The organism is Streptomyces sp. NPDC048606 (assembly GCF_040650855.1).
Classification (GTDB): Bacteria; Actinomycetota; Actinomycetes; order Streptomycetales; family Streptomycetaceae; genus Streptomyces.
On sequence record NZ_JBEZIB010000072.1, the window covers coordinates 1 to 14555 of the forward strand.

At 75.0% G+C, this 14555-nt stretch carries 2 protein-coding genes; both read right to left on the reverse strand.

What is annotated here, in order from left to right; genetic code table 11:
• Positions 1-7376 (reverse strand): type I polyketide synthase (locus AB0D01_RS38765; protein WP_363063953.1); only part of this gene is annotated, 7376 nt, incomplete at its 3' end.
• A 27-nt stretch (positions 7377-7403) separates the two neighbouring features.
• Positions 7404-14555, reverse strand: a 7152-nt coding sequence (locus tag AB0D01_RS38770; protein ID WP_363063955.1) for a type I polyketide synthase, incomplete at its 5' end; no start/stop codon positions are given.

Here is a 14555-nt window from a genome sequence, read left to right on the forward strand (position 1 = left end):
CCCCGGCCGGCGAAGACCGTCTGCCAGTCGACGGCCGTGCCGTGGACGTGGAGCCGGGCCAGAGCCGTCGTGACGGCCTCCTCCTCGCCCCGGTCCGTACGCAGGACCGGAACCACAACCTCGTCGCCGCCCAGGTTCTCTTGGGCCAGCGCGCTCAGCACACCCCCCGGGCCGACCTCCAGGAACGTGTCCACCCCTTCGTCGGCGAGGGTCCGTACCGCGTCGGCGAAACGAACGGCCTCGCGGACGTGCCGCACCCAGTAGTCGGGGGTGCCGAACTCCTCGGCCGGGACGATCCGACCCGTCAGCGTGGAGACGATCGGCAGCGTCGGCGTACCGAACGTCACCGCTGCCGCGATCTGCCGGAACGCGTCGAGCATGGGGTCCATGAGCTGGGAGTGGAAGGCGTGGGAGACCTTCAGCGCCTTCATCTTCCGGCCGCTCGAGGAAAGCCGGTCGACCACGGTCGCGACGGCTTCGTCGCCACCCGAGATCACCACCGACGTGGGCCCGTTGACGGCCGCGATGCCCGCCCGGTCCTCGAAACCGGCCAGGAGGTCGCGTACTTCCTCCTCCGAGGCCTGGACGGCGACCATCACGCCGCCTTCCGGGAGCGCCTGCATCAGGCGGCCCCGCGCGGCCACCAACGCTGACGCGTCCTCCAGCGACAACACCCCCGCCACATGCGCGGCAGCGAACTCCCCCACCGAGTGCCCCGCCAGGACATCGGGGCGCACGCCCCACGACTCCAGCAGGCGGAACAGAGCCACCTCGACCGCGAACAACGCCGGCTGCGCGAACTCCGTCCGCTCCAACAGCCCGGGGTCGGCGCCGAACACCACCTCGCGCAACGGACGATCCAGGTGCGCGTCGACGTACGCGCACACCGCGTCGAACGCGTCCGCGAACACCGGGAAGGCCCCGTACAACTCCCGCCCCATCCCCAGCCGCTGACTGCCCTGCCCCGAGAAGAGGCAGGCCACCTTGCGGTCCGTGGAAGCGGTGGCACGCGCAGCAGTGGGCGTCGCTTCGGCATCGCCGTTCGCCAGTGCGCGCAGCGCGGGCAGGAAGTCCTCCCGTCGGGTGCCGACCACGGCGGCCCGGTGCTCCAGCGCGGCGCGGGAGGTGGCCAGGGTCAGGGCCACGTCGACCGGTTCGAGGCCGGGATGGGCCTCGACGTGCGCCAGGAGGCGTTCGGCCTGCCCACGGAGGGCTTCCGGGCCGCTACCGGACACGAGCCATGGAACCGGGCCAGGGGCCGGGGCCAGGACCGGGTTCGGGGACGGGGACGGGGACGGGGGCTGCTCGATGATGACGTGGGCGTTGGTGCCGCTCACGCCGAAGGAGGAGATGCCCGCACGGCGGACGTGCCGCTCGTCGGCGTTCCAGTCGACGGCTCCGGTCAGCAGCTCGACGGAGCCGGCCGACCAGTCGACGTGGGGCGTGGGCTCGTCCACGTGCAGGGTCCGCGGCAGGACACCGTGCCGCATCGCCTGCACCATCTTGATGATCCCGCCCACACCCGCGGCGGCCTGGGTGTGTCCGATGTTCGACTTCAACGACCCCAACCACAACGGCCGCTCCGCCGGACGATCCTGCCCGTACGTCGCCAGTAGCGCCTGCGCCTCGATCGGGTCACCGAGCGTCGTGCCCGTGCCGTGGGCCTCGACCGCGTCGACGTCGGCCGCCGACAGCCGGGCATCCGCGAGCGCCTGACGGATCACCCGCTGCTGCGCGGGACCGTTCGGCGCCGTCAAACCGTTCGAGGCACCGTCCTGGTTCACCGCCGATCCCCGTACGACCGCCAACACCTGATGCCCGTTGCGGCGCGCGTCCGAAAGCCGCTCCACGAGCAGCACACCCGCGCCCTCGCCCCAACCCGTACCGTCCGCCGCGGCCGCGAACGGCTTGCACCGACCATCCGCCGCCAGCCCGCGCTGCCGACTGAACTCGATGAACGCATGGGGGCTGGACATCACGGTCACGCCGCCGGCCAGAGCGAGGTCGCACTCCCCGCGTCGCAGGGCCTGGGCGGCGAGGTGCAGGGCGACCAGCGAGGAGGAGCAGGCCGTGTCGACCGTCAGCGTCGGCCCCTCCAGACCGAAGGAGTACGCGATGCGGCCCGAGACCACGCTGCCGGAACTACCGGTGCCGATGTAGCCCTCCAGGTCCTGCGGGACGCTCAGCAGCCGTGCCGCGTAGTCCTGGTAGCCGGAGCCGATGAAAACGCCCGTGGCGGTGCCGCGCAGTGCGGTGGGGTCGAGGCCGGCCCGTTCGAACGCCTCCCAGGAGGTCTCCAACAGCAGGCGCTGCTGGGGGTCCATGGCCAGGGCCTCGCGCCGCGAGATGCCGAAGAACCCCGGGTCGAAGTCGGCGACGTCGTACAGGAAGCCGCCGTTCTCGGTGTACGTGGTGCCGGGCCGGTCGGGGTCCGGGTCGTAGAGGGATTCCAGGTCCCAGCCCCGGTCGGTGGGGAAGGCGCCGATCGCGTCACGGCCGTCCGCGACGAGGCTCCACAGCTCCTCGGGGGTACGTACGCCGCCCGGGAAGCGGCAGCTCATGGCGACGATGGCGATGGGGTCCTCGTCGCCGTCGGACGCACGGCGGGCCCGCTGCGGCGGGAGGGGATCGGCGGAGGTGCCCGCGGTGGCGGCCGTCAGTTCGGCCACGAGGTGTGCGGTGAGGGCGTTCGGGGAGGGGTGGTCGAAGACGAGGGTGGCCGGGAGGTGGACTCCGGTGGCGGAGCCGAGCCGGTTGCGCAGCTCGACGGCGGTCAGCGAGTCGAAGCCCACTTCGCGGAACGCGCGGTCGGCCGCGACGGCCTCCGTGTCCTGGTGCCCGAGGACCGCCGCGGCCTCGCGCCGTACGAGGGCGAGGACCGCACGGGTCCGCTCGGTACCGGTCAGCGTCGCGATCCGGTGGGCGAACCCGCCCGGCTCGCCCGTGCCCGGCGCCCGGTCCTCCTCGGCGGCGGGTGCCCCGGCCGCCTCGGGGATCGCGCGCAGCAGCGGGCTCGGACGGAGCAGCGTGAAGGAGCGTGTGAAGCGGTCCCATACGACGTCGGCCACGGTGACGGTGGTCTCGTCACGGCCGACGGCCGTGCGCAGCGCAGTGATCGCCGACTCCGGGGCGAGGGCCGGCAGGCCGCGTCGGTGGAGGCGCTCCTCGGCGGCGCCGTCCTCGACCATTCCGCCGCCGGCCCACGGCCCCCAGGCCACGGCGGTGGCGGTGAGTCCGCGGGCCCTGCGGTGTTCGGCGAGGGCGTCGAGGGAGGCGTTGGCCACGGCGTAGGCCGCCTGTCCGGCGGCGCCCCACACCCCGGAGATCGACGAGAAGAGGACGAAGGCGTCCAGGGGGTGGTCGCCGAGCAGGTCGTCCAGGTGGTGGGCGCCCGCCGTCTTGGCGGCGAGGACCTCGGCGAAGGCGCCCGGTGTGGTGTCGGCGAGCATCCCGGGGGTTCCGACGCCGGCCGCGTGCACGACCGCGGTCAGTGGGTGTTCCGGGTGGAGGTCGTCGAGCAGTCGGGCCAGTGCGGCGCGGTCCGCGACGTCGCAGGCCGCGATGGTGACCCGGGCGCCGAGGCCCTCCAGTTCGGCGCGCAGGGTTTCGGCTCCGGCCGCCTCGGGCCCGCGTCGGCTCGTCAGCACCAGGTGGTCCGCGCCCGCGCCGGCCGCCCAGCGGGCGACGTGGGCGCCCAGGGCTCCGGTGCCCCCGGTGATCAGGACGGTGCCGCGGGGCTGCCAGGCAGGGGGCTCGGCGGGCGTCGCGGCCGGGTGCGACGGGGCGCGCAGGAGGCGGCGTACGAAGGTCCCGGAGGCGCGCACGGCCAGCTGGTCCTCGTCCCCGTGGGCGCCGGTGAGCGCGGCCGTGAAGCGGCGGGCGGCGCGGGCGTCCAACACCTCGGGGAGGTCGATCAGCCCGCCCCACCGTCGGGGGTGCTCCAGCGCGGCGGTGCGGCCGAGGGCCCAGACCTGCGCCTGCCCGGGTTCGCGGAGCGGGTCGGAGGGGGCCGTGGAGACGGCGCCCCGGGTCACGGACCACAGGGGCGCGTCGATGCCGGCGTCGCCGAGGGCCTGGATCAGGGTCAGGGTCGCGGCGAGTCCTTCGGACAGCGCGGGGTGCGCCGCGTGCGGCCGTGCGTCGAGGGCCGCCGGTGAGAGGACTCCGTCGACGGTGGCGTCGTTCAGCTCCGCGCGCAGCCGGTCGGCGAGTTCCCGCCGGTCGGTGCCGGGCTCGACGTGCAGGAGGCGTACGTCCGCCCCGTGCTCGCGCAGGGCCCCCAACGCGGCGCCGGTCCAGGGGTCGTCCGTCAGGCGGGCGGGTACGACCGCCGCCCAGGTGCCGGCCGGGCGCGCGGGATCGGGGGCGGTGGCCGGCGCGGGCCGCCAGCCGACGCGGTAGCGCCGACGGTCCGCCGTGGTGTGCTCGCGGTGGGTGCGGCGCCACAGGGACAGCGCGGGCAGGACCGAGCTGAGGGGGGCGTCGTCGCTCAGGTCGAGCCGTTGCGCGAACTCCGCGAGGTCGGCGCGTTCCACGGAGTCCCAGAACCCGGCTTCCGTCGGGTCGGCGCCCTCGGCGGGGGCGGGGGGACGGGGGCCGAAGGCGGTCGACTCCAGCCAGTAGCGGCGGCGTTGGAAGGCGTAGGTGGGCAGATCGCACGGGGTGGACGGGGTGGACGGGGCCTGCGGGGCGACGATCGGGACGCCGTGGACGTGGAGCCGTGCCAGCGCGGAGGCCACGGCCGGCTCCTCGGGGCGGTCCGCCCGCAGCAGTGGCACGGCCACCGCCTCCCGCTGATCGAGGAGTTCCTGGGTGGCGGCGGTCAGTACGCCGCCCGGGCCGACTTCGACGAACGCCGTCACTCCGGTGTCCGCGAGGGTCCGTACCGCGTCCGCGAACCGCACCGCCGCACGGACCTGGCCCACCCAGTGGTCGGCCTCGGCCGGTTCGTCGACCGTCACCGGGCGTCCGGTGGCGGTCGACACCATGGCGATGGTCGGCTCGGCGAAGGCCACCCTTTCGGTGATCTCCCGGAACGCGTCGAGCATGGGGTCCATGAGCGGGGAGTGGAAGGCGTGGGAGACGGCGAGCGGCTTCGTCTTGCGGCCCTCGGCGGACAGCTTCCCGGCCACGACCGCGACCGCGTCCGCCTCGCCCGATACCACCACCGAGGAAGGCCCGTTGACGGCGGCGATGCCTGCCTGGTCCTCGAAACCGGCCAGCAGGTCCCGTACTTCCTCCTCCGAGGCCTGGACGGCGACCATCACTCCCCCGGCCGGCAATCCCTGCATCAGACGACCCCGCGCGGCCACCAGACGGGCCGCGTCCTCCATCGACAACACCCCCGCCACGTGCGCGGCGGCGAACTCACCCACCGAATGCCCCGCCACCACGTCCGGCCGCACACCCCACGACTCCACGAGCCGGAACAAGGCCGCCTCGACCGCGAAGAGGGCCGGCTGCGCGAAGGCGGTTCGGTTCAGCAACTCCTCGTCGTCCCCGAACACCACCTCCTTCAGGGACTGCTCCAGGTGCCGGTCCAGCTCGACGCACACCGCGTCGAAGGCAGCCGCGAACACCGGGAAAGCGGCGTACAACTCCCGCCCCATCCCGAGCCGCTGGCTCCCCTGCCCCGAGAACAGGAAGGCGACCTTGGTCTTCCGCACCGCCGTGCCCTCGGCGACCGCGGTCGTCGGCTCGTGACGGGCGAAGGCCGCCAGCCCGGCGAGGAGTTCCTCACGGTCGCCTCCCGCCACGGTCGCGCGGTGCGGCAGCGCCGCGCGGGTCGTCGCGAGCGCGTGACCGATGGCGGCGGCCGGGGTCGTCGGGTTTTCCCGTACGTACGTCAACAGGCGCCGGGCCTGGTCGGGTAGCGCCCCGGGGTTGCGGGCCGACAGGGGCCACAGGATCGGTGTCCGCGGCTGCGGGGCGGCGGACGCGGACGCGGTGGTGGGGGCGGGGGTTTCGGCGGCCGGCTGCGGGGTGGTCTCGGGGGCCGGCTCTTCCAGGACGACGTGGGCGTTGGTGCCGCTCACTCCGAACGACGACACGCCGGCCCGGCGCGGCCCCTCCCCGCGCGGCCACGCGACGGCCTCCGTGAGCAGCCGGACGGCGCCCGACGTCCAGTCCACGTGCGGCGACGGCTCGTCGGCGTGCAGGGTCGCGGGGAGCACCCCGTGGCGCATGGCCATCACCATCTTGATGACGCCGGCGACGCCCGCCGCCGCCTGGGTGTGGCCGATGTTCGACTTGAGCGCGCCGAGCAGCAGGGGGCGTCCGTTCGGGCGGTCCTGGCCGTAGGTGGCGAGCAGGGCCTGGGCCTCGATCGGGTCGCCGAGGACGGTTCCGGTGCCGTGGGCCTCGACGGCGTCGACGTCGCTCCCGGTGAGGCCCGCGTCGGTGAGGGCCTGCCGGATCACCTTGCGCTGGGCGGGGCCGCTGGGGGCGGTGAGGCCGTTGGAGGCGCCGTCCTGGTTGATGGCGCTGCCCCGCACCACGGCCAGGACGCGGTGGCCGTTGCGGCGGGCGTCGGAGAGCCGCTCGACGAGCAGCATGCCGACGCCCTCGCTCCACCCGGTGCCGTCGGCGGCGGCCGAGAACGGCTTGCAGCGGCCGTCGGCGGCCAGTCCCCGCTGCCGGCTGAACTCCATGAAGGCGCCCGGCGTGGACATGACGGTCACCCCGCTGACCAGGGCGAGGGTGCACTCGCCCTTGCGGAGCGCCTGGGCGGCGAGGTGCAGGGCCACGAGCGACGAGGAGCACGCCGTGTCGACCGTGACGGCGGGCCCCTCCAGGCCGAAGGTGTAGGCCAGCCGGCCGGAGAGGACGGCGGCGGCGTTGCCCGTGCCGAGGTGGCCGTCGAAGTCCTCCGGGGAGGTGGACAATCGGGCGTAGTCCTGGCCGTTGGTGCCGGCGAACACTCCGGTGCGGGTGCCGCGCAGTGCGGCCGGGTCGATGCCGGCGCGCTCGAAGGCCTCCCAGGCGGTCTCCAACAGCAGGCGCTGCTGCGGATCCATCATCAGTGCCTCGCGCGGGGAGATCCCGAAGAACTCCGCGTCGAACTCGGCGACCCCGTCGAGGAATCCGCCGTGGCGGACGTAGCAGGTGCCCGCGTGGTCCGGGTCGGGGTCGTACAGCGCGTCCAGGTCCCAGCCCCGGTCGGCCGGGAAGCCGGAGATCGCGTCGCCGCCCTCGGCCAGCAGCCGCCACAGGTCCTCGGGCGAGGCGACGCCTGCGGGGAAGCGGCAGCTCATCGCGACGACGGCGATGGGTTCCCGGGTGTCGGCCGTCAGCTTGCGGTTCTGCCGGCGCAGCCGTTCGGTCTCCTGGAGGGAGACCCGCAGCGCCTGAACGATCTTGTCGTTCGATGTGGTCATCATGTGCTCCGTGTTCAGGGCCGTGGATCAGGCTTCGCTGTCGCCCAGCGCCAGTTCGATGAGGTGGTCGAGGTCCATCTCCGCGATGGCGGAGTCGGCGTCCGGGTCGCTCCCCCGGTCCGGGGCGTCCTGCGGGTGCGTCGTCGCCCCGCCGGCCGGTCGCGCCAGGTCCAGCAGGACGTCCAGGAGCCCGGCTTCCCGCAGGCGGGACGGCGGGATCGACGCGAGGGCCGCGCGTACGCGGGCGTCCTCGGACGAGCCGTCCGGACCGGCGCCGGTGGCGTCCCGTCCGGGCAGCAGGTCGTCGAGCAGCCGGTCGGTGAGGGCGCTCGGGGTGGGGTGGTCGAACACCATCGTCGTCGGGAGTCGCAGTCCGGTCGCGGAGCCGACGCGGTTGCGGAGTTCGACCGCGGTGAGGGAGTCGAAGCCGAGCTCCCGGAAGGCCCGGTCGGGCTCGATCGCGTCGGTGCGCGGGTAGCCCAGCACCGCGGCGGCCTCCTCGCGCACCAGGTCCAGCAGGACGTCGTGCCCGTCCTGCCGGGAGAGCCCGGACAGCCTCCGCGAGAGGTCCGCGGCGGCGGGTGCGGTGGAAGGGTGCCCGTCGGTGTCCGCGCCGTCGCCGGCCAGTGCCGCCCGCGCCTCGGGCAGGTCGCCGAGGAGCACGCTCGGCCGTCCGATCGTGAACGCGGGCGCGAACGTCGGCCAGTCGACGTCGGCCACCACCACGGCGGTCTCGTCCCGGTCCATGGCGCGTTGCAGGGCCGCGACGGCCAACTCCGGTGAGATGGAGGGAAGTCCACTGCGCCGGAGGTACGCGTCGGCCCCGTGGTCGGCGGCCAGTCCGCCCTCGGCCCAGGGGCCCCAGGCGACGGAGGTCGCGGCCAGTCCCCTGGCCCGGCGGTGCTGGGCCAGCACGTCGAGGAAGGCATTGCCGGCGCTGTAGCCCGCCTGGCTGCCGCTGCCCCACACTCCGGAGACGGACGAGAACAGGATGAAGGCGTCGAGCGCGCGGTCGGCGAGCAGTTCGTCGAGGTGGACCGCCCCGGCCACCTTGGCCGCGAGGACGGCGGCCAGGTCCTCGGGCCCGGTGTCCGCGAGCGGGGCGAACTGGGGCAGTCCCGCCGCGTGCACGACCGCGGTGAGGGGGGCGGGGTCGGCGGCCAGCTCGTCCAGCAGGGCGGCCAGTGCCGTCCGGTCGCTGACGTCGCAGGCGGCGACCGTGACCCTGGCGCCCGTCAGCCTGAGCTCGGCGGCGAGTTCCCGCACGCCTTCGGCGGCTTCGCCCCGCCGGCCGGTGAGGACCAGGTGCTCGGCACCGCGGCGGGCCAGCCAGCGGGCGGCATGCCCACCGAGCGAGCCCGTACCGCCGGTGATCAGTACGGTGCCGCGCGAGGTCCAGCCGGCGTCACCGCTGCCGGTTGCGGTGCCTGTGCCGGATTCACGGGACATGCGGGCCAGCCTGCGGACCGACACGCCGGCGGCGCGCACCGCGATCTGGTCCTCCCCACCGGATCCGCCGAGCACGTCGGCCAGCCGGGCGAGCGCCCGCTCGTCCCCCGTACCGGGGGCGGGAAGGTCGACCAGACCGCCCCAGCGGCGCGGGGCCTCCAGCGCTACCGCCCGCCCCAGACCCCAGACGAGGCCCTGGAGCGGTCGTGTGACCGGTTGGGAGTCGCCCGTGGAAACGGCCCCGCGGGTGACGCACCACAGGGGCGCCTCCACGTCGAGCACGCCCAGGGCGCGCACCAACGCGACGGTGGTGGTGAATCCGACCGGCAGCCCCGCGTGGACGGGGTGGGCCCGCTCGTCGAACGCCAGCAGGGACAGGACACCGGCCACGGGTACGCCGCCCCCGACCCTCGCCTCCCGGAGGAGGCCGGCGATCGTGTCACGGTCGGCCGCGGGGTCGACGACGGTGACGACCGCGGGTTCCGCGCCCCGGCCGCGCAGCGCAAGGGCGTAAGGGGTGGCGGCCTCGGCGTCGGAGGTCACGATCAGCCAGGTCCCCGACAGCGCGCCGGAGGGCGGCTCGGTCATCGGCCGCCACACCTCCCGGTAGCGCCAGTCGTCCAGGGTGGATCGCGTACGGCTCTCCCGCCGCCAGGTGGCCAGCGCGCCGAACACCGAGTCCGCGGACTCCTCCGCCCCCACCCCCAACCGCTCGGCCAGGGTCTCGGTCCGGCCGCTCTCGACGGCTTCCCAGAACTCCGCTTCGGCCGCGTCCGTGGTCGCGTCACCGGGACCGCCGGCCGCGACCGGTGTGGGGGCGGGCCGGAGCCAGTAGTGGTCGCGCTGGAAGGCGTAGGTGGGCAGGTCGACGTGGCGGGCGCCCCGGCCGGCGAAGACGGTCTGCCAGTCGACGGCCGTGCCGTGGACGTGGAGCCGGGCCAGAGCCGTCGTGACGGCCTCCTCCTCGCCCCGGTCCGTACGCAGGACCGGAACCACAACCTCGTCGCCGCCCAGGTTCTCTTGGGCCAGCGCGCTCAGCACACCCCCCGGGCCGACCTCCAGGAAGGTGTCCACGCCTTCGTCGGCGAGGGTCCGTACCGCGTCGGCGAAGCGGACGGCCTCGCGGACGTGGCGCACCCAGTAGTCGGGGGTGCCGAACTCCTCGGCCGGGACGATCCGACCCGTCAGCGTGGAGACGATCGGCAGCGTCGGCGTACCGAACGTCACCGCTGCCGCGATCTGCCGGAACTCCTCCAACATCGGTTCCATGAGCGGGGAGTGGAAGGCGTGGGAGACGGCGAGCGGCTTCGTCTTGCGGCCCTCCGCGGACAGCTTCCCGACCACGACCGCGACCGCGTCCGCCTCGCCCGAAACCACCACCGAGGAAGGCCCGTTGACGGCGGCGATCCCCGCCCGGTCCTCGAAACCGGCCAGGAGGTCCCGCACTTCCGCCTCCGAGGCCTGGACGGCGACCATCACGCCGCCTTCCGGGAGCGCCTGCATCAGGCGGCCCCGCGCAGCCACCAGACGGGCCGCGTCCTCCAGCGACAACACCCCCGCCACGTACGCGGCAGCGAACTCCCCCACCGAGTGCCCCGCCAGGACATCGGGGCGCACGCCCCACGACTCCAACAGGCGGAACAGAGCCACCTCGACCGCGAACAACGCCGGCTGCGCGAACTCCGTCCGCTCCAACAGCCCGGGGTCGGCGCCGAACACCACCTCGCGCAACGGACGATCCAGGTGCGCGTCGACGTACGCGCACACCGCGTCGAACGCGTCCGCGAACACGGGGAAGGCCCCGTACAACTCCCGCCCCATCCCGAGCCGCTGACTGCCCTGCCCCGAGAAGAGGAACGCCGTGCGTCCCGCGGATGCGCCCGCGATGCCCCGTACGAGGTCGGCCGCCGATTCCCCCTTGCTCAGGGCGTCGAGTCCGGCGACGAGCTCTCCCACGGTCCGGCCGAGCACGACCGCGCGGTGGGGCATGGCGGTGCGGGTTCCGGCGAGGGAGAACGCGAGGTCCACCGGTGTGAGGTCGGGGTGGGTCCGGGTGTGGGCGAGGAGGTTCCCCGCCTGTTCGCGCAGGGCCGCCCGGTCCTTGCCGGACACCACCCAGGGCAGGTACGGCTCCTCGGCGTCCCGGGCGGCGGGGGCCGGGGCGGCGGGGGCCGGCGGGGCCTCCTCGATGACGGTGTGGGCGTTGGTGCCGCTCACGCCGAAGGAGGAGACGGCCGCGCGACGCGGCCGACCGTTCGCCGTCCACGTCACGGGCTCGGTGAGCAGCCGTACGGCGCCGGCGGACCAGTCGACGTGCGGGGACGGTTCGTCCACGTGGAGCGTCGCGGGCAGCAGGCCGTGCCGGAGGGCCATCACGGTCTTGATGACGCTCGCCACGCCGGAGGCCGCCTGGGTGTGGCCGATGTTCGACTTGAGCGAGCCCAGCCACAGGGGCCGGTCGGCGGGCCGGTCCCGCCCGTACGTGGCCAGCAGCGCCTGGGCCTCGATCGGGTCGCCCAGCGCGGTGCCGGTGCCGTGCGCCTCGACGGCGTCCACGTCCAGGGTCGACAGGCCGGCGTCGGCCAGGGCCTGGCGGATGACCCTCTGTTGGGCGGGACCATTCGGGGCGGTCAGGCCGTTGGAGGCACCGTCCTGGTTGACGGCGCTGCCCCGTACGACGGCCAGGACCGGATGGCCGTTGCGCCGGGCGTCGGAGAGCCGCTCGACCAGGAGCATGCCGACTCCCTCGCCCCATCCGGTGCCGTCCGCCGCGCCGGCGAAGGGCTTGCAGCGGCCGTCGGCGGCCAGTCCGCGCTGCCGGCTGAACTCGACGAAGGCGTTGGGTCCGGCCATCACGGCGGCGCCTCCGACCAGGGCCAGGGCGCATTCGCCCCGGCGCAGTGCCTGCGTGGCCAGGTGCAGGGCGACCAGCGAGGACGAGCAGGCCGTGTCGACGGTCATCGCGGGGCCCTCCAGCCCGAGCGAGTAGGCGATCCGGCCTGACATGACGCTGCCGGCGGCGCCGGTGAGGAGATGGCCTTCGACGCCGTCGGGCAGCTCGCCCGGCGAGGCGCCGTAGCCCTGGTAGCCGGAGCCGATGAACACGCCGGTGGTGGTGCCGCGCAGCGAGGAGGGCGCGAGGCGGGCCCGTTCCAGGGCTTCCCAGGCCGCTTCCAGGAGCAGGCGCTGCTGCGGGTCCATGGCGAGGGCCTCGCGCGGCGAGATCCCGAAGAAGGCCGGGTCGAAGCGGCCGGCGTCGTAGAGGAAGGCGCCCTGGTCGACGTAGGTGGTGCCGGGGTGTTCGGGGTCCGGGTGGTACAGGGAGTCGAGGTTCCATCCGCGGTCGGCGGGGAAGGTCGACACGGCGTCGACTCCGTCCACGAGCAGCCGCCACAGCCGTTCGGGCGTGTCGGCGCCGCCCGGGAAGCGGCAGCTCATGGCGACGATCGCGATCGGTTCGTCGGTCTCCGGCCGGCCGGTGCCGGCCGGGTGCGGGTGGTCGGTGGACGTGGCGCCGGCCGTGTGGCCGGCGAGTTCGGAGGCCAGGAAGGCGGCCAGGGCCGTCGCGTTGGGGTGGTCGAAGACGAGGGTGGCGGGCAGGCTCAGCCCGGTGGCTCGGGCCAGTCGGTTGCGCAGTTCGACTCCGGTGAGGGAGTCGAAGCCGAGGTCCTTGAACGGCCGGTCCTCGGCCACCGCCTCCGCGCCGGTGTGGCCGAGGGCCTGGGCCACCTCGGCCCGCACGAGGTCCAGGAGGACCCGCCGGCGCTCCGCTGCCGGGAGGGCGTCGAGCGTGGCGGTGAGGGAGGGCCGGCCGGCGCCGTCGGGCGGGCCTGCGGGGCCGGGGGTGCCGTCGGGCGCCGCGAGCGCCTTGCGGGCCTCGGGGAGGTCGGCGAACAGTGCGGCGGGCCGGGCGACGGTGAAGGCGGGGGCGAACCGGTCCCAGCCGATGTCCGCGACGACGACGGAGGTCTCGTCGTGGTCCAGGGCCCGCTGGAGCGCCGCGACCGCGAGGTCCGGGGACATCGCGGGCAGTCCGCGCCTGCGCAGGTGCGCTTCCGCCTCGTCGTCTCCGGCCATGCCGCCGTCGGCCCAGGGGCCCCAGGCGACGGCCGTGGCGGTGAGGCCGCGGGCGCGGCGCGCCTCGGCGAGTGCGTCGAGGTGGGCGTTGGCGGCGGCGTAGGCGGCCTGGTTTCCGCTGCCCCAGGTCGCCGCGACCGACGAGAACAGGACGAAGGCGTCCAGGGGCCGGTCGCCCAGCAGCTCGTCGAGGTGGGCCGCTCCCGCGGTCTTGGCCGCGACGACGGCCGACAGGTCGGTCGGGGTCAGGGTGTCGGTGGGGGTGAACTGCGGGGTGCCGGCCGCGTGGACGACCGTCCGCAGGGGGTGTCGGTCCTCCGGCAGCGACCGCAGGAGGTCGGCGACCTGCTCGCGGTCGGACACGTCGCAGGCCACGACGGTGGCCCCGGCCCCCAGCCGTTCGATCTCGGCGACGAGTTCGCGGGCTCCGGGGGCTTCGGGGCCCCGCCGGCCGGCCAGCACGATGTGTTCGGCGCCGCCGCGCGCCATGTGGCGTGCCACGTGGGCGCCGAGGGCGCCGGTTCCCCCGGTGATCAGTACGGTGCCGCGCGGCTGCCGTCCGGCGGCGCGGGGTGCGGTGTCGGACGTGGCGTCGACGGGGGCCCGGCCCAGGCGGCGGGCGAAGACGCCGGACGGCCGGATCGCGATCTGGTCCTCGCCGCCGGCGGCCCCGACGGACGCGGTGGGTGCGGTGGGTGCGGACAGTACGGACATCAGGCGGCGGGCCGCCCGCTCGTCGAGGTCGCCGCCCGGCAGGTCCACGAGTCCGCCCCAGCGGTCGGGGTGTTCCAGGGCCACCGAGCGGCCGAGTCCCCAGACCATGGCCTGGCGCGGGCGCGTCAGGGCGTCCGCGCGTCCGACCGTGACCGCTCCCCTGGTGAGGCACCAGAGCGGGGCGGCCACCTCCGCTTCGCCCAGGGCCTGGACGAGGAGGGTGGTCAGGGCCAGGCCGGTGGGCAGCCGTGGGTGGGCCGGGTGGGGTTCCTCGGCGAGCGCCAGCAGGGACAGGACGCCGGCCGGGGCCGTCTCGGCGTACGCCTGGCGCAGGTGGGCGGCGAGTTCGGCACGGTCCGCGTCGCCGCGTACGACCAGGGGTACGACGTCGGCGCCGTGGCGGGACAGGGCACCGACGACCTCGGCGGCCGTGCGGGCGGCCTGCCCGCCCTCGGCGTCTGCGGGGCCTGCGGGGCCTGCGGTGTCTTGCGGAACGACGATCAGCCAGGTGCCGGCCGGCTCGCTGGTGTCCCGGTGGGTGAGCGGCTTCCAGGTGACGCGGTAGCGCCAGGTGTCGACGACCGACCGGTCCCGCCGGCGGCGGTGCCACTGGGACAGCGCGGGAAGGACGGAGCTGAGGGGGGAGTCCCCGGTGACCTCCAGCCGTTCGGCCAGGGCGGCGAGGTCCTGGTTCTCGACGACGTCCCAGAACGCGGCCTCCGTCGGGTCCGCCGCCCCCGCTCCCGAGTCCTGCGGGTCGGTGGGCAGCAGCCAGTACGGCCGGTGCCGGAAGGCGTAGGTGGGCAGGTCGACGCGGCGCGCCCCCCGGCCGGCGAAGACCGTCTGCCAGTCGACGGCCGTGCCGTGGACGTGGAGCCGGGCCAGAGCCGTCGTGACGGCCTCCTCCTCGCCCCGGTCCGTACGCAGGACCGGAACCAC